This window comes from Neomesorhizobium albiziae (assembly GCF_900114255.1).
Lineage (GTDB): Bacteria > Pseudomonadota > Alphaproteobacteria > Rhizobiales > Rhizobiaceae > Neomesorhizobium > Neomesorhizobium albiziae.
In genome coordinates, this window is sequence record NZ_FOSL01000030.1 from 1 (window position 1) to 15420 (window position 15420).

The following is a 15420-nucleotide window of genomic DNA, read 5'->3' on the forward strand; positions in this document are numbered from 1 at the left end:
CCGATCGCCATGGAAGAGAAGCTGCGCTTCGCCATCCGCGAAGGCGGCCGCACCGTCGGCGCCGGCATCGTCGCCAGCATCGTAGAGTAAGTAACAACCAAATGATCTGTCGCGGGCGGGAATTCGCCCGCGCCGCGCCAGAACAAGGAAGTGACGCATGAACGGCCAAAATATCCGCATCCGCTTGAAAGCGTTTGACCATCGGGTGCTCGATGCCTCGACGCGCGAAATCGTGTCGACGGCCAAGCGTACCGGCGCCAACGTCCGCGGCCCGATCCCGCTGCCGACACGGATCGAGAAATTCACTGTCAACCGCTCGCCGCATATCGACAAGAAGAGCCGTGAGCAGTTCGAAATGCGCACGCACAAGCGTCTGCTCGACATCGTCGATCCGACCCCGCAGACGGTCGATGCTTTGATGAAGCTCGATCTTGCCGCCGGCGTCGACGTCGAAATCAAGCTCTAAGAGCTGGAAACATGAGCCGCGCGGGTCACTCCAAACGGCTCCTCTGAAGGAAAACGAACCGATGCGTTCAGGTGTTATCGCAAAGAAGCTGGGGATGACGCGCGTCTACAATGACGCCGGCGAACACGTTCCCGTCACTGTTCTCCAGATGGAGAACTGCCAGGTTGTGGCGCAGCGCACCCAGGAAAAGAATGGCTACACCGCCGTTCAGCTGGGCGTTGGTCTGGCCAAGGTGAAGAACACGACGAAGGCGCTGCGTGGCCATTTCGCCACCGCTTCCGTCGAGCCCAAGGCCAAGGTCGCTGAATTCCGCGTGTCGCCCGACAATCTCCTCGATGTCGGCGCCGAGATCACTGTCGAGCACTTCGTTGCCGGACAGAAGGTCGACGTCACCGGCACCACCATCGGCAAGGGTTTCCAGGGTGTCATCAAGCGTCACCACTTCGGTGGCGGCCGTGCCACCCACGGTAACTCGGTGTCGCACCGTACCCACGGTTCGACCGGCCAGCGCCAGGACCCGGGCAAGGTGTTCAAGGGCAAGAAGATGGCCGGCCACATGGGCGACACCCGCGTCACGACGCAGAATGTCGAAGTGGTTTCGACCGATAGCGACCGCGGCCTGATCCTGATCCGCGGTGCGGTTCCGGGCTCGAAGGGTGCGTGGATCCTGGTGCGCGACGCCGTCAAGGCGGCGCTGCCGGACAACGCTCCGAAGCCGGCCGCCATCCGCGCTGCGCAGAAGAATGAAGCCGCTCCGGCGAATGAAGGGGCAGAATAATGGACCTCAAGATCACCACGCTCGCCGGCGAAGATGCCGGCAAGGTGAAGCTCTCCCAGGAGATCTTCGGCCTTGACCCGCGCGAAGACATCCTGCAGCGCGTCGTGCGCTGGCAGCTTGCCAAGAAGCAGCAGGGCACGCACAAGGCCAAGGGCCGCGCCGAAATCGCGCGCACCGGCGCCAAGATGTACAAGCAGAAGGGTACGGGCCGCGCCCGTCACCATTCGGCACGCGCTCCGCAGTTCCGCGGCGGCGGCAAGGCTCACGGCCCGGTCGTGCGCAGCCACGAGCATGACCTTCCCAAGAAGGTCCGCGCTCTCGGCCTGAAGCACGCTCTGTCGGCCAAGGCCAAGGCGTCGAACCTGATCGTCATCGACGATCTGAAGCTGACCGAAGCCAAGACGAAGGCGCTGATCGCGAACTTCGCCAAGCTCGGCCTGACCAACGCATTGATGATCGGCGGCGCCGAGCTTGACGTGAACTTCAAGCGCGCCGCAGCGAACATCCCGAACATCGACGTGCTGCCCATCCAGGGTATCAACGTCTACGACATTCTGCGCCGCGGCACGCTGGTCCTTTCGAAGGCCGCCGTCGAGGCTCTCGAGGAGCGCTTCAAATGACGGACCTTCGACACTACGACGTGATCGTCAGCCCGGCCATCACCGAAAAGTCGACCATGGCTTCCGAGCAGAACCAGGTCGTTTTCAATGTCGCCAAGAAGGCGACGAAGCCGGAGATCAAGGCTGCCATCGAAGCGCTGTTCGGCGTCAAGGTGACGGCGGTGAACACACTCGTCCGCAAGGGCAAGGTGAAGCGGTTCCGCGGCACGATCGGCCGTCAGAGCGACGTGAAGAAGGCGGTTGTGACGCTGGCCGACGGCCAGTCGATCGACGTCGCCACGGGCCTCTGAGACAAGGCGCGAGGGAAGCACAATGGCACTGAAGAAATATAACCCCGTAACGCCGAGCACGCGCCAGCTGGTGCTGGTCGACCGTTCGGCCCTGTACAAGGGCAAGCCGGTCAAGGGCTTGACGGAAGGCCTGACCAAGTCGGGCGGCCGCAACAACTACGGCCGCATCACGGCCCGCTTCATCGGCGGCGGTCACAAGCGTTCGTACCGCATCATCGACTTCAAGCGCCGCAAGTTCGACATGTCGGCGACGGTCGAGCGCATCGAATACGATCCGAACCGGACCGCGTTCATCGCGCTGATCAAGTATGAGGACGGCGAGCTGTCCTACATCCTGGCGCCGCAGCGCCTCGCGCCGGGCGACAAGGTGATCGCCGGCGAGAGCGTCGACGTGAAGCCGGGCAACGCGATGCCGCTGCAGGCGATGCCGGTCGGCACGATCGTGCACAATGTCGAGCTGAAGCCGGGCAAGGGCGGTCAGATCGCCCGTTCGGCTGGCGGTTACGCCCAGCTCGTCGGCCGCGACCAGGGCATGGCGATCCTGCGCCTGAACTCGGGTGAGCAGCGCGTCGTTAGCGGCCTCTGCATCGCCACTGTCGGCGCCGTCTCCAACCCGGATCACGGCAACGTCAATCTCGGCAAGGCCGGCCGCAAGGTCTGGCTCGGCAAGCGCCCGCACAACCGCGGCGTCACCATGAACCCGGTCGACCACCCGCACGGCGGCGGCGAAGGCCGCACCTCCGGCGGTCGTCACCCGGTCACTCCGTGGGGCAAGCCGACGAAGGGCAAGAAGACCCGGTCCAACAAGGCGACCGACAAGTTCATCGTGCGCTCGCGCCATCAGCGCAAGAGCTAAGAGAGGTAGTCAGACGTGACCCGTTCAATTTGGAAAGGCCCGTTCATCGACGGCTTCCTGCTCAAGAAGGCAGACAAGGTTCGTGAAGGTGGACGCAACGAAGTGATCAAGATGTGGAGCCGTCGCTCCACCATCCTGCCGCAGTTCGTCGGCCTCACCTTCGGTGTTTACAACGGCCAGAAGCATATCCCCGTCTCCGTGAACGAGGACATGGTCGGCCACAAGTTCGGTGAATTCGCTCCGACCCGGACCTATTACGGTCATGGCGCGGACAAGAAAGCGAAGAGGAAGTAACAATGGGCAAGGCCAAAGCTCCGCGCAGGCTTGCTGACAACGAGGCACGTGCGGTTCTCCGCACGATCCGCGTCAGCCCGCAGAAGCTGAACCTGGTTGCTGCGCTCATCCGCGGCAAGAAGGTGGCGACTGCGCTCGCCGATCTGGAATTCTCGCGCAAGCGCATCGCCGGCACCGTCCGCAAGACGCTGGAATCGGCAATCGCCAACGCTGAAAACAATCACGATCTCGACGTCGATGCGCTCGTCGTCGCTGAGGCGTTTGTTGGCAAGTCGATCGTCATGAAGCGTTTCCATGCTCGTGGCCGCGGCCGCGCCAGCCGGATCGAGAAGCCGTTCGCGAACCTGACGATCGTCGTTCGCGAAGTGGAAGAGAAAGTGGAGGCTGCATAATGGGCCAGAAAGTCAATCCGATCGGTCTGCGTCTCGGCATCAACCGTACCTGGGATTCGCGCTGGTACGCGAACACCGGCGAGTACGGCAAGCTGCTGCACGAGGACATCAAGATCCGCAAGTACCTGCTGAGCGAGCTCAAGCAGGCCGCGGTTTCGAAGGTGGTCATCGAGCGTCCGCACAAGAAGTGCCGCGTGACGATCCATGCCGCGCGTCCGGGCCTGATCATCGGCAAGAAGGGCGCGGACATCGAGAAGCTTCGCAAGAAGCTGATGGAGATGACCAAGTCCGAGACGCACCTCAACATCGTCGAAGTGCGCAAGCCGGAAATCGACGCGACGCTGGTTGCCCAGTCGATCGCCCAGCAGCTCGAGCGCCGCGTGGCTTTCCGCCGTGCGATGAAGCGCGCCGTGCAGTCGGCGATGCGGCTTGGCGCGGAAGGCATCCGCATCAACTGCTCGGGCCGTCTCGGCGGCGCCGAAATCGCTCGCATGGAGTGGTATCGCGAAGGTCGCGTTCCGCTGCACACCCTGCGCGCCGATGTCGACTACGGCACGGCCGAAGCCCAGACCGCCTATGGCATCTGCGGCGTCAAGGTCTGGGTGTTCAAGGGCGAGATCCTCGAGCACGATCCGATGGCTTCGGAGCGCCGTGCGGCTGAAAGCGATCATTCGCATGCCGGCGAGCGCAGCGATCGCGGTCGTCGCCGCGAGAACGCCTGAGCGCGATTTGAGAATTTGGAGTAGATAAGATGCTGCAGCCAAAGCGCACAAAGTTCCGCAAGCAGTTCAAGGGCCGCATCCACGGCGCCGCCAAGGGCGGCACCAACCTGGATTTCGGTGGCTTCGGACTGAAGGCTCTGGAACCGAACCGCGTCACTGCGCGTGAGATCGAGGCGGCCCGCCGCGCGATCACCCGCGAAATGAAGCGCCAGGGCCGTGTGTGGATCCGTATTTTCCCGGACGTCCCGGTGACCTCCAAGCCGACCGAAGTCCGCATGGGCAAGGGCAAGGGCGCGGTGGACTACTGGGCAGCGCGCGTGAAGCCGGGCCGCGTGATGTTCGAGATCGACGGTGTCTCCGAGGAAACGGCGCGTGAAGCGCTGCGTCTCGGCGCCGCCAAGCTCTCGGTCAGGACGCGCTTCATTCAGCGCATCGCAGAATAAGGAAGGCCGAGAGATGAAAGCCTCTGACGTACGGGCCAAGACCCAGGACCAGCTCAACGACGATCTGGCCAGCCTGAAGAAGGAGCAGTTCAACCTGCGCTTCCAGAAGGCCACTGGTCAGCTCGAAAAGACCGCACGCGTGAAGGAAGTCCGCAGGGACATCGCGCGCATCAAGACGATCGCCGCCCAGAAATCGGCCGGCAACAAGTAAGGACACGAACATGCCAAAGCGCATCCTGCAGGGCACCGTCGTCAGCGACAAGAACGAGAAGACGGTCGTCGTCAAGGTCGAACGGCGCTTCACGCATCCCGTGATGAAGAAGACCGTGCGTATGACGAAGAAGTACAAGGCGCACGATGAGAACAACGCCTGCAAGGTGGGCGACCAGGTGTTCATCCAGGAATCGAAGCCGATTTCCAAGGACAAGCGCTGGGTCGTCGTGACCGAAGCGCAGGCGCAATAACGAAATTTTGGACAGACCGGGGAGGGCGATTGCCGCTTCCCAGGAATGAAGAAGGCGGTCAGTCATGATTCAGATGCAAACAAACCTCGACGTCGCGGACAACTCCGGCGCCCGTCGTGTCATGTGCATCAAGGTGCTGGGCGGCTCGAAGCGGAAGTATGCATCCGTCGGCGACATCATCGTGGTGTCGATCAAGGAAGCGATCCCGCGCGGCCGCGTCAAGAAGGGCGATGTGATGAAGGCGGTCGTGGTTCGCACGGCCAAGGACATTCGCCGTCCCGACGGCAGCGTGATCCGTTTCGACAAGAACGCAGCCGTTCTCGTCGACAACAAGAAAGAGCCGATCGGCACGCGTATCTTTGGACCGGTTCCGCGCGAACTCCGCGCCAAGAACCACATGAAGATCATCTCGCTCGCGCCAGAAGTGCTGTAAGGAGCCGGAAATGCAAAAGATCCGTAAAGGCGACAAGGTCGTCGTTCTGGCCGGCAAGGACAAGGGCCGCACCGGCGAAGTGGTGCGCATGATGCCGAAGGACGACAAGGCCGTCGTTCGTGGCGTCAACATGATCCGCCGTCACCAGAAGCAGTCCCAGACCCAAGAGGGCGGGATCATCACCAAGGAAGCGCCGATTCACCTGTCGAACATCGCGCTGGCCGACCCCAAGGATGGCAAGCCGACCCGCGTCGGTTTCCAGGTCCAGAAGGACGGCAAGAAAGTGCGCGTTGCGAAGCGCTCGGGAGAAGTCATCAATGGCTAAGGCACAATATCAGCCGCGCTTGAAGAAGCAGTACAACGAGCAGATCCGCAAGGCGCTGCTCGAGCAGTTCAAGTACGACAACGAGATGCAGGTTCCCCGCCTCGACAAGATCGTCCTCAACATGGGCGTCGGCGAAGCGACTGCTGACTCGAAGAAGCCGTCGGTTGCCGCCGAGGACCTCGCGCTGATCGCCGGCCAGAAGGCCGTGGTCACCCGCGCCCGCAACTCGATCGCCGGCTTCAAGGTTCGTGAGAACATGCCGATCGGCGCCAAGGTTACGCTTCGCAAGGAGCGCATGTACGAGTTCCTGGACCGCCTGGTCACGATCGCGCTGCCGCGCGTTCGCGACTTCCGCGGCCTGAACCCGAAGAGCTTCGATGGCCGTGGCAACTACGCCATGGGCATCAAGGAACACATCATTTTCCCGGAGATCGCCTACGACAAGGTCGACCAGATCTGGGGAATGGACATCATCGTTTGTACGACCGCCAAGACGGACGACGAAGCCCGGGCATTGCTCAAGGCCTTCAACTTCCCCTTCCGGCAGTAACGGCAGCGAGAAAAGGAAAAATCTGAAATGGCAAAGACCAGCTCAGTCGAAAAGAACAACCGGCGCCGCAAGCTTGTGGACCAGTACGCTGCCAAGCGTAAGGCCCTCAAGGACATCATCATGGACCAGAAGCTGCCGATCGAGGATCGCTTCCGCGCCCAGTTGAAGCTTGCTGCCCTGCCGCGCAACTCGGCCAAGAGCCGCATTCGCAACCGCTGCGAAGTGACCGGCCGTCCGCGCGCCTTTTACCGCAAGTTGAAGGTGTCCCGTATCGCGCTGCGCGACCTCGGTAATTCGGGCGCCATTCCCGGCCTCGTGAAGTCCAGCTGGTAAGGAGGACGAACCATGTCATTGAGTGATCCTCTCGGCGATATGCTGACCCGCATCCGCAACGCCTATGGCCGCAAGAAGACGAAAGTCTCCACCCCGGCCTCGCGTCTGCGTGCCCGCGTTCTCGAAGTCCTGAAGTCGGAAGGTTATATCCGCGACTACAGCCAGACCGATTTCGAGAACGGCAAGTCGGAAATCGAGATCGAACTGAAGTACTACGAGGGCCAGCCGGTGATCCGCGAGATCGCCCGCGTCTCGAAGCCTGGCCGCCGCGTCTACGTTTCGGTCAAGTCGATCCCGTCGGTCGCAAACGGCCTCGGCATATCGATCCTTTCGACCCCGAAGGGTGTGATGGCCGACCACGAAGCGCGTGAACAGAATGTCGGCGGGGAAATCCTCTGCCAGATCTTCTGATCAGGCCGACTGAAAAAAGAACAGGAACGAGGACAGACAGATGTCTCGTATTGGCAAGAAACCCGTTCAGCTGCCGCAAGGCGTGACCGCGACCGTCAACGGCCAGACCGTGTCGGCGAAGGGCCCGAAAGGCGAGCTGCAGTTCGTGGTCAACGACGAAGTTCTGGTCAAGATGGAGAATGGCGAGATCGCCGTTGAGCCGAAGGACCAGTCGAAGGTGGCGCGCTCCAAGTGGGGCATGTCGCGCACGCAGATCGTCAACATCCTTACCGGCGTGAAGGACGGCTTCGAGAAGAAGCTCGAGATCACCGGCGTCGGTTATCGCGCCGCCTTGCAGGGCAAGAACCTGCAGCTGGCGCTTGGCTTCAGCCACGACGTCGTCTATCAGACGCCCGAAGGCATCACGATCACCGTGCCGAAGCCGACCGAAATCACGATCAGCGGCATCGACAAGCAGCAGGTCGGCCAGGTAGCCGCGGAGATCCGCGAGTATCGTGGCCCCGAGCCCTACAAGGGCAAGGGCGTGCGCTATGCCGGCGAGAAGATCGTCCGCAAGGAAGGCAAGAAGAAGTAAGACTGTAACGCCGCGGGGCGCGGTCGCGGGAGGCACTCCAGCCTACCGCAAATGGCCGGCCCCGTTTGTTGAAGGCAAGGAAAGAATATCATGGCTTCCCCGAAAGAAACCACGCAGCGCCGCGCGCAGCGCGTCCGCCGCCAGCTCAAGAAAGTTTCCGGCGACCGTCCGCGCCTGTCGGTGCACCGCTCGTCGAAGCACATCTACGCGCAGATCATCGACGACAAGAGTGGTCACACCGTTGCCGCCGCTTCGACCCTCGAGAAGGATCTCAAGGGTTCGCTGAAGACCGGCGCAGACACCGCCGCAGCGGCGGCCATCGGCAAGCTGATCGCCGAGCGCGCCAAGAAGGCTGGCGTCGACGCGGTCGTCTTCGACCGTGGCGCCTACATCTACCACGGCCGCGTCAAGGCGCTCGCCGAAGCCGCCCGCGAAGGCGGCCTGAACTTCTAATCACCGGTCCGGCGATCCAAAGGGCGCCGGACCATCATCAACCCGTGCTTCCGGAAAAAAACAAGGAACAGGATAATGGCACAAGAACGTAGGGACGGCGGCCGCGAGCGCAGCCGTGACCGTGAAGAGCGCGACAGCGAATTCGTCGACAAGCTCGTCCACATCAACCGCGTCGCCAAGGTCGTCAAGGGCGGCCGGCGTTTCGGCTTTGCAGCACTCGTCGTCGTCGGCGATCAGAAGGGCCGCGTCGGCTTTGGTCACGGCAAGGCGCGCGAAGTGCCGGAAGCGATCCGCAAGGCGACCGAATCGGCCAAGCGCGACCTGATTTTCGTGCCGCTGCGCTCGGGTCGCACGCTGCATCACGACGTCGAAGGCCGCTGGGGCGCAGGTCGCGTTCTGCTGCGCGCCGCCAAGCCCGGCACCGGCATCATCGCTGGTGGCCCGATGCGCGCCGTCTTCGAGACGCTCGGCATGCACGACGTGGTCGCCAAGTCGATGGGTTCGTCGAACCCGTACAACATGGTTCGCGCCACTTTCGACGCGCTGAAGAACCAGCTGCATCCGAAGGACGTGGCTGCACAGCGCGGCATCAAGTATTCGACGCTCCAGGCACGCCGCGGCACCGCGGTCGCTGCGGAAGAATAGTCGACAGGACCAGGGATCAGGACCATGGCCAAGAAAGCAACCAAGACGATCACCGTCGAGCAGATCGGTTCGCCGATCCGCCGGCCGAAGGAGCAGCGTGCAACGCTGGTCGGCCTCGGCCTCAACAAGATGCACCGGAAGCGCACGCTGGAGGACACTCCTTCGGTGCGTGGCATGATCGCCGCCGTGCAGCATCTCGTCCGCGTCGTGGACGAGAAGTAAGCCGGGCGCGAGGAGAACCATCATGAAACTCAATGATCTGCGTGACAACGAAGGCGCGACGCACTCCAAGAAGCGTCTCGGACGCGGCATCGGCTCCGGCTCCGGCAAGACCGCCGGCCGCGGCGTGAAGGGCCAGAAGGCCCGTTCCGGCGTTGCCATCAACGGCTTCGAGGGCGGCCAGATGCCGCTTTATCGCCGTCTGCCCAAGCGCGGCTTCAAGAATATCTTCGCCAAGGACTTCAACACCGTTTCGCTGGCCCGCGTGCAGGCCGCCGTCGATGCCAAGAAGCTCGACGCCAAGGAGACGGTCACTGTCGAAGCCCTGGTCAAGGCCGGCGTCATTCGCCGCGCCAAGGACGGCGTGCGCCTGCTCGGCGACGGCGAACTGAAGGCGAAGCTGAAATTCGACGTCGCGGGCGCATCCAAGGCCGCGATCGAAAAGGTCGAGAAGGCCGGGGGATCGGTGAAGCTGCCGGAACAGGCAGCCGCCGAATAAACGGGCCTTTGATCAAGCGGCGGCGAGGGGATCGTCGCCGCTTGCATCTTTGATGTGTGAAGCCTATCTCGTGGCTTCCTGACACGCGCTTCCCGCCAAGGGAGTCCGCAGCGCGACCGAGCGGAGAGATTGCATGGCATCGGCGGCCGAACAACTTGCTTCCAACCTGAACTTTGCGGCTTTCGCCAAGGCGGAGGACCTCAAGAAGCGAATTTGGTTCACGCTCGGCGCTCTCCTCGTCTACCGGCTTGGTACCTACATTCCGCTTCCCGGAATCAATCCAGACGCATTTGCCCAGGCTTTCCAGCAGCAAAGCGGTGGCGTGCTCGGCATGTTCAACATGTTTTCGGGTGGCGCCGTGGAGCGCATGGCGATCTTCGCGCTCGGCATCATGCCCTACATTTCCGCATCCATCATCATGCAGCTGATGACGTCGGTCGTTCCGTCGCTCGAAGCGCTGAAGAAGGAAGGCGAGCAGGGCCGCAAGGTCATCAACCAGTATACGCGCTACGGCACCGTGCTTCTGGCGGTGGTGCAGGCTTACGGGATTTCGGTCGGCCTCGAGGGCGGTAACAGCATCGTTACCGATCCGGGCTGGTTCTTCCGCACTTCGGCGGTCATCACGCTGGTCGGCGGCACCATGTTCCTGATGTGGCTCGGCGAGCAGATCACTGCCCGCGGCATCGGCAACGGTATTTCGCTGATCATCTTCGCAGGCATCGTCGCCGGTCTGCCGCACGCCATCAGCGGCACGCTCGAGCTTGGCCGCACCGGTGCTTTGTCGACGGGCCTCATTCTGGCGATCATCGTGCTGGCCATCGTCGTCATCGCTGTCATCGTGTTCTTCGAGCGCGCCCAGCGCCGGCTTCTGATCCAATATCCGAAGCGTCAGGTCGGCAACCGCATGTTCCAGGGTGATACGTCGCACCTGCCGCTGAAGCTCAACACGGCCGGCGTCATCCCCCCGATCTTCGCCTCGTCGCTGCTGCTGCTGCCGGCCACGCTTGCCGGCTTCTCGAGCCAGACGACGATGCCGGGCTGGGCGAGCGCTGTGCTCGCCGCGCTCGGGCACGGCCAGCCGCTCTACATGGCGTTGTACGCCGGCATGATCATCTTCTTCGCCTTCTTCTACACGGCGATCGTCTTCAATCCGAAGGACACCGCCGACCAGCTGAAGAAGCACTCCGGTTTCATCCCGGGCTATCGTCCCGGCGAGCGTACCGCGGAATACATCGACTACGTGCTGACCCGCATCACGGTCATCGGCGCGATCTACCTCGTCCTCGTCTGCATGTTGCCCGAATTTCTAATATCGGCGACCGGCGTTCCGTTCTATCTGGGTGGCACATCGCTGCTGATCGTGGTGAGCGTCACGCTCGACACGGTTGCGCAGATCCAAGGTCACCTGATTGCCCACCAGTATGAGGGGCTTATCAAGAAGTCGAAGCTCCGGGGGGGCAAGAGGGGAAGATGAGGCTGATTTTGCTTGGGCCGCCTGGGGCGGGCAAGGGGACGCAAGCACAGAGACTGGTAGAAAAGCACAGGCTTCCGCAACTCTCCACCGGGGACATGCTGCGGGCGGCGGTGAAGGCCGAAACGGCGGTCGGCAAGCGCGCCAAGGCGGTGATGGATGCGGGCGAGCTGGTGTCGGACGCCATCGTCAATGCGATCGTGGCCGAGCGAATCGATGAGGCCGACTGCAAGAGCGGGTTCATTCTCGACGGCTATCCGCGCACACTGGCGCAGGCCGATGCAGTCGAGAGGATGCTCGCCGAGCGTGGCCTGAAGCTCGATGCCGTCATCGAACTCGTCGTCGACGACAAGGCATTGGTCGGCCGTATCGTGCGGCGCGCCGAGGAAGCGAAGGCTGCTGGCCAGCCGGTGCGCAAGGACGACAACCCGGAAGTCTTCGAGGAGCGGCTGCGCGAATACTACAAGAAGACCGCGCCACTGATCGGCTACTATTATGCCAAAGGCATGCTGAAAGGCGTCGATGGCATGGCCGGGATCGATGAGGTTACCGCGCAGATCGAGAGCCTGCTCGCCAGCGTTGCGAAGATTAACGCTTGACGAATTCGCATAACTGGCGTATGGCGGCCCGTCTCCCAATCAGGCAGAGGGCTTGCCGGTCCGCGAGGGCCGTCTACTCGCATTGAAACGGAACACCCGCAAGGGCCGGTCTCCACCGGACGCGGGTCAAACAACAATCACCGGCTCGACCGGTCACATGGAGAAGAAAATGGCTCGTATAGCCGGCGTCAACATTCCGACCAACAAGCGCGTCATCATCGCGCTGCAGTACATCCACGGCATCGGCGCGAAGTTCGCTTCGGAGATCGTCGAGAAGGTCGGTATTCCGGCCGAGCGCCGCGTCAACCAGCTTACCGACGCTGAAGTTTTGCAGATCCGCGAGACCATCGACCGTGACTACCAGGTCGAAGGCGACCTGCGTCGCGAAGTTTCGATGAACATCAAGCGCCTGATGGACCTCGGCTGCTACCGCGGCCTTCGCCATCGCCGCTCGCTGCCGGTTCGCGGCCAGCGCACGCATACCAATGCGCGCACCCGCAAGGGCCCGGCCAAGGCAATCGCCGGCAAGAAGAAGTAATTTGAGGCAGTAGGCAATCGGCAATAGGCAGTCGGATCTCACATCCTTCTGCCGACTGCCAACTCCCGACTGCCTCTCAGGTGTAGCCGCTGGCATTACGGCGGTGTAGAGATCAACTGGAAGGACTACCATGGCCAAGGAAGCCGCACGCGTTCGCCGCCGCGAACGTAAAAACATCTCGTCGGGCGTTGCCCACGTCAATTCGACCTTCAACAACACGATGATCACCATCACCGACGCGCAGGGCAATTCGATTGCCTGGTCGTCGGCCGGTGCACAGGGCTTCAAGGGCTCGCGCAAGTCGACCCCGTTCGCGGCGCAGGTTGCTGCCGAGGACGTCGCCAAGAAGGCGCAGGAACACGGCATGCGTATGCTCGAAGTCGAGGTTTGCGGTCCGGGTTCGGGTCGTGAGTCGGCGCTGCGCGCGCTGCAGGCCGCGGGTTTCACCATCACGTCGATTCGCGACGTGACGCCGATCCCGCACAACGGCTGCCGTCCGCGCAAGAAGCGTCGCGTCTAATTGGAATTTCACCCACTGCATGAGCGCCGCGGCGCTCCTCTGCGGTTTTCCAGATCGCCTGTCACGATTGGATAGTGGCAGGGAACCGGAAGGAAGAACGAATGATCCAGAAAAATTGGCAAGAACTGATCAAGCCGAACAAGATCGAGTTTTCTTCGAAGAAGAAGACCCTGACGACGCTGGTCGCAGAGCCGCTGGAGCGAGGCTTCGGCCTGACGCTCGGCAACGCACTGCGCCGCGTGCTTCTGTCGTCGCTGCGCGGCGCTGCCGTGACGGCAGTGCAGATCGACGGCGTTCTGCATGAATTCTCCTCGATTGCCGGTGTGCGCGAGGACGTCACCGACATCGTGCTCAATATCAAGGAAATCGCCATCAAGATGGAAGGCGATGGTCCCAAGCGCATGGTCGTGCGCAAGCAGGGTCCGGGCGCTGTGCTCGCCGGCGACATTCAGACGGTCGGCGACGTTGAAATCCTCAACCCCGACCATGTGATCTGCACCCTCGACGAGGGCGCGGAAATCCGCATGGAATTCACCGTCGACACCGGCAAGGGTTATGTGCCGGCCGACCGCAACCGCGCCGAAGACGCGCCGATCGGCCTGATCCCGGTCGACAGCCTGTATTCGCCGGTCAAGAAGGTCTCCTACAAGGTCGAAAACACCCGCGAAGGCCAGGTTCTCGACTACGACAAGCTGACCATGACCATCGAGACTGACGGCTCGATCTCCGGTGAAGACGCCGTTGCCTTCGCTGCCCGCATCCTGCAGGACCAGCTCGGCCTGTTCGTCAACTTCGACGAGCCGCAGAAAGCGGTGGCCGAAGAGCAGGTTACCGAACTGGCGTTCAACCCGGCGCTGCTCAAGAAGGTCGACGAACTCGAGCTTTCGGTGCGTTCGGCCAACTGCCTGAAGAACGACAACATCGTCTACATCGGCGACCTGATCCAGAAAACCGAAGCGGAGATGCTGCGCACCCCGAACTTCGGCCGCAAGTCGCTGAACGAGATCAAGGAAGTGCTCGCGGCAATGGGTCTGCATCTCGGCATGGAAGTGCCGGACTGGCCGCCGGAAAACATCGAAGATCTCGCCAAGCGTTACGAAGACCAATACTGAGCGGTGAATAGCGAATGGTAAAATGGTGAATGGAAGAGGGGCTCGTCCCCGCCGCCAATAGGTCCGAGAGGATCATTCACCATTCACCATTGACCATTCACGAAATGAAACGAAGGGCTCTCGCCCTAGAACTCAAGGAGAAGGACCATGCGTCACGGATTTGCCGGCCGCCGGTTCGCCCGTAGTGTAAGCCACCGCAAGGCGTTGTTCGCCAATCTTTCGGGCTCGCTGATCGAGCACGAACAGATCGTCACGACGCTGCAGAAGGCGAAGGACCTGCGTCCGATCGTCGAGAAACTCGTCACGCTGGGCAAGCGCGGCGACCTGCACGCCCGCCGCCAGGCGATCGCGCAGATCCGCAACGAGGCGCTGGTAAAGCGTCTGTTCGACACGATCGCCCCGCGTTACGCTTCCCGTAACGGCGGCTACCTGCGCATCATGAAGGCAGGCTTCCGTCACGGCGACAACGCCGCGATGGCAGTCATCGAATTCGTCGACCGCGATACCTCGGCCAAGGGCGCCGGCGACCGCGCCCGCGCCGAGGCGGAAGGCGCTAGCGAAAGCGAAGCGGCATAAGCCGTCGTTTCGCTTTTTTTGAAAGACTTAAAGGGGCCTCACGGCCCCTTTTTCTTTTCGAGCCATGGGCTTACATCCGCCGGATGAACCAAGCTGCCATGAACCGATTTTTCCCTCGCCTTTTGCTATCCATCGTGATGACGGTTCTTCTAATCGGAAGCGCGGTGGCTGAGAACGGAACGGGTGAGACGATGCTTCTACAGGCTGCAAGCGCTGGCGATGTCGCCAAGGTACGTGAATTGCTGGCCGCCGGCGCGCCGGTGGACGGGCGCGATGACGCCAAACGCACGCCGCTGCTTCTTGCCACCCGCGCCAATCATGTCGAAGTGGCGAAGCTGCTGATCGATGCGGGCGCCGACGTCAACGCCAAGGACAATATCCGCGACACGCCGTTCCTCTACGCAGGAGCGGAAGGCCGCAACGACATCCTGAAAATGATCCTGGCGACCGGCAAGACCAACCTGAAAGACACCAACCGTTATGGCGGCACCGCACTGATCCCCGCCGCCGACAAGGGGCATCCCGACACGATCCGCATCCTGCTCGAGACAGATATCGACATCGACCACGTCAACAATCTCGGCTGGACGGCTCTGCTGGAAGCGGTGATCCTGGGCGATGGCGGACCGGTGTACCAGGAAATCGTCGGCTTGCTCGTTGACGCCGGTGCGAAAAACATCGCCGACAATGACGGCATCACGCCACTCGACCACGCGCGCCAGCGCGGCTTTGCCGAGATCGCCCGGCGTATCGAGGCAAGCCTGCCGAAGTAGGCGCAAAGCGATCCACTCCAGCCTTTCAATTTGCACAATCGTCGTGACAATGGGAGGCAAGTTG

General features: G+C 62.2%; 29 protein-coding genes. All 29 read left to right on the forward strand.

Annotated features, from left to right (window positions below):
- Nucleotides 1–90, forward strand: a 90-nt coding sequence (locus tag F3H98_RS26830; RefSeq protein WP_022719208.1) for an EF-Tu C-terminal domain-related protein, incomplete at its 5' end; no start/stop codon positions are given.
- A 67-nt stretch (nt 91–157) separates the two neighbouring features.
- A complete protein-coding gene (gene rpsJ / locus F3H98_RS26835; RefSeq protein WP_007066362.1) occupies nt 158–466 on the forward strand; it encodes a 30S ribosomal protein S10 in 309 nt (102 codons plus the stop codon).
- Nucleotides 467–527: 61 nt separating this feature from the next.
- A complete protein-coding gene (rplC, locus tag F3H98_RS26840; protein WP_149763530.1) occupies nt 528–1244 on the forward strand; it encodes a 50S ribosomal protein L3 in 717 nt (238 codons plus the stop codon).
- Complete coding sequence (gene rplD, locus F3H98_RS26845) at nt 1244–1864, forward strand: 50S ribosomal protein L4 (protein WP_149763532.1); 621 nt, start codon at nt 1244–1246, stop codon at nt 1862–1864. Before rplC ends, rplD begins: the two co-directional genes overlap by 1 nt.
- Complete coding sequence (locus F3H98_RS26850) at nt 1861–2154, forward strand: 50S ribosomal protein L23 (RefSeq protein WP_149763534.1); 294 nt, start codon at nt 1861–1863, stop codon at nt 2152–2154. The genes rplD and F3H98_RS26850 overlap by 4 nt, the downstream gene beginning before the upstream one ends.
- Nucleotides 2155–2176: 22 nt before the next feature.
- Entirely contained in the window at nt 2177–3010 is an 834-nt protein-coding gene (gene rplB, locus F3H98_RS26855; protein WP_149763537.1) for a 50S ribosomal protein L2, read from the forward strand.
- Between the two features lie 15 nt (nt 3011–3025).
- Nucleotides 3026–3304, forward strand: coding sequence for a 30S ribosomal protein S19 (gene rpsS / locus F3H98_RS26860; RefSeq protein ID WP_149763539.1), 279 nt, complete (start codon nt 3026–3028; stop codon nt 3302–3304).
- A gap of 2 nt (nt 3305–3306) precedes the next feature.
- Nucleotides 3307–3696 carry a 50S ribosomal protein L22 gene (rplV, locus tag F3H98_RS26865; RefSeq protein WP_149763541.1) on the forward strand — a complete coding sequence of 130 codons (390 nt, stop codon included), beginning with the start codon at nt 3307–3309 and terminating at the stop codon, nt 3694–3696.
- The gene (rpsC, locus tag F3H98_RS26870) at nt 3696–4418 is read left to right on the forward strand and encodes a 30S ribosomal protein S3 (RefSeq protein ID WP_149763544.1); all 723 of its coding nucleotides are present in this window, start codon (nt 3696–3698) and stop codon (nt 4416–4418) included. Before rplV ends, rpsC begins: the two co-directional genes overlap by 1 nt.
- A 29-nt stretch (nt 4419–4447) precedes the next feature.
- Entirely contained in the window at nt 4448–4861 is a 414-nt protein-coding gene (gene rplP / locus F3H98_RS26875; RefSeq protein WP_149763546.1) for a 50S ribosomal protein L16, read from the forward strand.
- A 13-nt stretch (nt 4862–4874) separates the two neighbouring features.
- Entirely contained in the window at nt 4875–5072 is a 198-nt protein-coding gene (gene rpmC / locus F3H98_RS26880; RefSeq protein WP_149763548.1) for a 50S ribosomal protein L29, read from the forward strand.
- Between the two features lie 10 nt (nt 5073–5082).
- A complete protein-coding gene (gene rpsQ, locus F3H98_RS26885; protein ID WP_149763550.1) occupies nt 5083–5325 on the forward strand; it encodes a 30S ribosomal protein S17 in 243 nt (80 codons plus the stop codon).
- 64 nt (nt 5326–5389) lie between these two features.
- A complete protein-coding gene (gene rplN / locus F3H98_RS26890; RefSeq protein ID WP_006205457.1) occupies nt 5390–5758 on the forward strand; it encodes a 50S ribosomal protein L14 in 369 nt (122 codons plus the stop codon).
- 10 nt (nt 5759–5768) lie between these two features.
- The gene (gene rplX, locus F3H98_RS26895) at nt 5769–6083 is read left to right on the forward strand and encodes a 50S ribosomal protein L24 (RefSeq protein ID WP_149763552.1); all 315 of its coding nucleotides are present in this window, start codon (nt 5769–5771) and stop codon (nt 6081–6083) included.
- Nucleotides 6076–6633 carry a 50S ribosomal protein L5 gene (gene rplE, locus F3H98_RS26900; protein WP_149763554.1) on the forward strand — a complete coding sequence of 186 codons (558 nt, stop codon included), beginning with the start codon at nt 6076–6078 and terminating at the stop codon, nt 6631–6633. The genes rplX and rplE overlap by 8 nt, the downstream gene beginning before the upstream one ends.
- 27 nt (nt 6634–6660) lie before the next feature.
- Nucleotides 6661–6966, forward strand: a complete 306-nt coding sequence (gene rpsN, locus F3H98_RS26905) for a 30S ribosomal protein S14 (protein ID WP_149763556.1) — start codon at nt 6661–6663, stop codon at nt 6964–6966.
- Nucleotides 6967–6978: 12 nt separating this feature from the next.
- On the forward strand, nt 6979–7377 hold the full coding sequence (gene rpsH / locus F3H98_RS26910; protein ID WP_149763558.1) for a 30S ribosomal protein S8: 399 nt from the start codon (nt 6979–6981) through the stop codon (nt 7375–7377).
- A 40-nt stretch (nt 7378–7417) separates the two neighbouring features.
- Nucleotides 7418–7951, forward strand: coding sequence for a 50S ribosomal protein L6 (rplF, locus tag F3H98_RS26915; RefSeq protein WP_149763559.1), 534 nt, complete (start codon nt 7418–7420; stop codon nt 7949–7951).
- Between the two features lie 90 nt (nt 7952–8041).
- On the forward strand, nt 8042–8404 hold the full coding sequence (gene rplR / locus F3H98_RS26920) for a 50S ribosomal protein L18 (protein ID WP_149763561.1): 363 nt from the start codon (nt 8042–8044) through the stop codon (nt 8402–8404).
- Nucleotides 8405–8479: 75 nt separating this feature from the next.
- A complete protein-coding gene (rpsE, locus tag F3H98_RS26925; RefSeq protein ID WP_149763563.1) occupies nt 8480–9049 on the forward strand; it encodes a 30S ribosomal protein S5 in 570 nt (189 codons plus the stop codon).
- 24 nt (nt 9050–9073) lie between these two features.
- Entirely contained in the window at nt 9074–9271 is a 198-nt protein-coding gene (gene rpmD, locus F3H98_RS26930; RefSeq protein ID WP_149763565.1) for a 50S ribosomal protein L30, read from the forward strand.
- Nucleotides 9272–9293: 22 nt separating this feature from the next.
- Complete coding sequence (gene rplO / locus F3H98_RS26935) at nt 9294–9767, forward strand: 50S ribosomal protein L15 (RefSeq protein WP_149763567.1); 474 nt, start codon at nt 9294–9296, stop codon at nt 9765–9767.
- A 133-nt stretch (nt 9768–9900) separates the two neighbouring features.
- Nucleotides 9901–11241 carry a preprotein translocase subunit SecY gene (gene secY / locus F3H98_RS26940; protein ID WP_149763569.1) on the forward strand — a complete coding sequence of 447 codons (1341 nt, stop codon included), beginning with the start codon at nt 9901–9903 and terminating at the stop codon, nt 11239–11241.
- A complete protein-coding gene (locus tag F3H98_RS26945) occupies nt 11238–11837 on the forward strand; it encodes an adenylate kinase (RefSeq protein WP_149763571.1) in 600 nt (199 codons plus the stop codon). The genes secY and F3H98_RS26945 overlap by 4 nt, the downstream gene beginning before the upstream one ends.
- A gap of 169 nt (nt 11838–12006) precedes the next feature.
- Nucleotides 12007–12375 (forward strand): 30S ribosomal protein S13, encoded by a 369-nt coding sequence (gene rpsM, locus F3H98_RS26950; RefSeq protein ID WP_149763573.1) that lies wholly within the window; start codon nt 12007–12009, stop codon nt 12373–12375.
- A 130-nt stretch (nt 12376–12505) separates the two neighbouring features.
- Entirely contained in the window at nt 12506–12895 is a 390-nt protein-coding gene (gene rpsK, locus F3H98_RS26955) for a 30S ribosomal protein S11 (protein WP_149763575.1), read from the forward strand.
- Between the two features lie 101 nt (nt 12896–12996).
- A complete protein-coding gene (locus F3H98_RS26960; RefSeq protein ID WP_149763577.1) occupies nt 12997–14007 on the forward strand; it encodes a DNA-directed RNA polymerase subunit alpha in 1011 nt (336 codons plus the stop codon).
- A gap of 147 nt (nt 14008–14154) precedes the next feature.
- The gene (gene rplQ, locus F3H98_RS26965; RefSeq protein WP_149763579.1) at nt 14155–14583 is read left to right on the forward strand and encodes a 50S ribosomal protein L17; all 429 of its coding nucleotides are present in this window, start codon (nt 14155–14157) and stop codon (nt 14581–14583) included.
- Nucleotides 14584–14720: 137 nt separating this feature from the next.
- Nucleotides 14721–15356 carry an ankyrin repeat domain-containing protein gene (locus F3H98_RS26970; RefSeq protein WP_244621925.1) on the forward strand — a complete coding sequence of 212 codons (636 nt, stop codon included), beginning with the start codon at nt 14721–14723 and terminating at the stop codon, nt 15354–15356.
- The last annotated feature ends 64 nt before the right edge of the window (nt 15357–15420 follow it).

What these genes read in the sequence shown, in the direction of transcription:
- rpsJ (WP_007066362.1), top strand. Translation starts at nt 158, where the DNA reads ATGAACGGCCAAAATATCCGCATCCGCTTGAAAGCGTTTGACCATCGG.
- rplC (WP_149763530.1), top strand. Translation starts at nt 528, where the DNA reads ATGCGTTCAGGTGTTATCGCAAAGAAGCTGGGGATGACGCGCGTCTAC.
- rplD (WP_149763532.1), top strand. Translation starts at nt 1,244, where the DNA reads ATGGACCTCAAGATCACCACGCTCGCCGGCGAAGATGCCGGCAAGGTG.
- F3H98_RS26850 (WP_149763534.1), top strand. Translation starts at nt 1,861, where the DNA reads ATGACGGACCTTCGACACTACGACGTGATCGTCAGCCCGGCCATCACC.
- rplB (WP_149763537.1), top strand. Translation starts at nt 2,177, where the DNA reads ATGGCACTGAAGAAATATAACCCCGTAACGCCGAGCACGCGCCAGCTG.
- rplV (WP_149763541.1), top strand. Translation starts at nt 3,307, where the DNA reads ATGGGCAAGGCCAAAGCTCCGCGCAGGCTTGCTGACAACGAGGCACGT.
- rpsC (WP_149763544.1), top strand. Translation starts at nt 3,696, where the DNA reads ATGGGCCAGAAAGTCAATCCGATCGGTCTGCGTCTCGGCATCAACCGT.
- rplP (WP_149763546.1), top strand. Translation starts at nt 4,448, where the DNA reads ATGCTGCAGCCAAAGCGCACAAAGTTCCGCAAGCAGTTCAAGGGCCGC.
- rpmC (WP_149763548.1), top strand. Translation starts at nt 4,875, where the DNA reads ATGAAAGCCTCTGACGTACGGGCCAAGACCCAGGACCAGCTCAACGAC.
- rpsQ (WP_149763550.1), top strand. Translation starts at nt 5,083, where the DNA reads ATGCCAAAGCGCATCCTGCAGGGCACCGTCGTCAGCGACAAGAACGAG.
- rplN (WP_006205457.1), top strand. Translation starts at nt 5,390, where the DNA reads ATGATTCAGATGCAAACAAACCTCGACGTCGCGGACAACTCCGGCGCC.
- rplX (WP_149763552.1), top strand. Translation starts at nt 5,769, where the DNA reads ATGCAAAAGATCCGTAAAGGCGACAAGGTCGTCGTTCTGGCCGGCAAG.
- rplE (WP_149763554.1), top strand. Translation starts at nt 6,076, where the DNA reads ATGGCTAAGGCACAATATCAGCCGCGCTTGAAGAAGCAGTACAACGAG.
- rpsN (WP_149763556.1), top strand. Translation starts at nt 6,661, where the DNA reads ATGGCAAAGACCAGCTCAGTCGAAAAGAACAACCGGCGCCGCAAGCTT.
- rpsH (WP_149763558.1), top strand. Translation starts at nt 6,979, where the DNA reads ATGTCATTGAGTGATCCTCTCGGCGATATGCTGACCCGCATCCGCAAC.
- rplF (WP_149763559.1), top strand. Translation starts at nt 7,418, where the DNA reads ATGTCTCGTATTGGCAAGAAACCCGTTCAGCTGCCGCAAGGCGTGACC.
- rplR (WP_149763561.1), top strand. Translation starts at nt 8,042, where the DNA reads ATGGCTTCCCCGAAAGAAACCACGCAGCGCCGCGCGCAGCGCGTCCGC.
- rpsE (WP_149763563.1), top strand. Translation starts at nt 8,480, where the DNA reads ATGGCACAAGAACGTAGGGACGGCGGCCGCGAGCGCAGCCGTGACCGT.
- rpmD (WP_149763565.1), top strand. Translation starts at nt 9,074, where the DNA reads ATGGCCAAGAAAGCAACCAAGACGATCACCGTCGAGCAGATCGGTTCG.
- rplO (WP_149763567.1), top strand. Translation starts at nt 9,294, where the DNA reads ATGAAACTCAATGATCTGCGTGACAACGAAGGCGCGACGCACTCCAAG.
- secY (WP_149763569.1), top strand. Translation starts at nt 9,901, where the DNA reads ATGGCATCGGCGGCCGAACAACTTGCTTCCAACCTGAACTTTGCGGCT.
- F3H98_RS26945 (WP_149763571.1), top strand. Translation starts at nt 11,238, where the DNA reads ATGAGGCTGATTTTGCTTGGGCCGCCTGGGGCGGGCAAGGGGACGCAA.
- rpsM (WP_149763573.1), top strand. Translation starts at nt 12,007, where the DNA reads ATGGCTCGTATAGCCGGCGTCAACATTCCGACCAACAAGCGCGTCATC.
- rpsK (WP_149763575.1), top strand. Translation starts at nt 12,506, where the DNA reads ATGGCCAAGGAAGCCGCACGCGTTCGCCGCCGCGAACGTAAAAACATC.
- F3H98_RS26960 (WP_149763577.1), top strand. Translation starts at nt 12,997, where the DNA reads ATGATCCAGAAAAATTGGCAAGAACTGATCAAGCCGAACAAGATCGAG.
- rplQ (WP_149763579.1), top strand. Translation starts at nt 14,155, where the DNA reads ATGCGTCACGGATTTGCCGGCCGCCGGTTCGCCCGTAGTGTAAGCCAC.
- F3H98_RS26970 (WP_244621925.1), top strand. Translation starts at nt 14,721, where the DNA reads ATGACGGTTCTTCTAATCGGAAGCGCGGTGGCTGAGAACGGAACGGGT.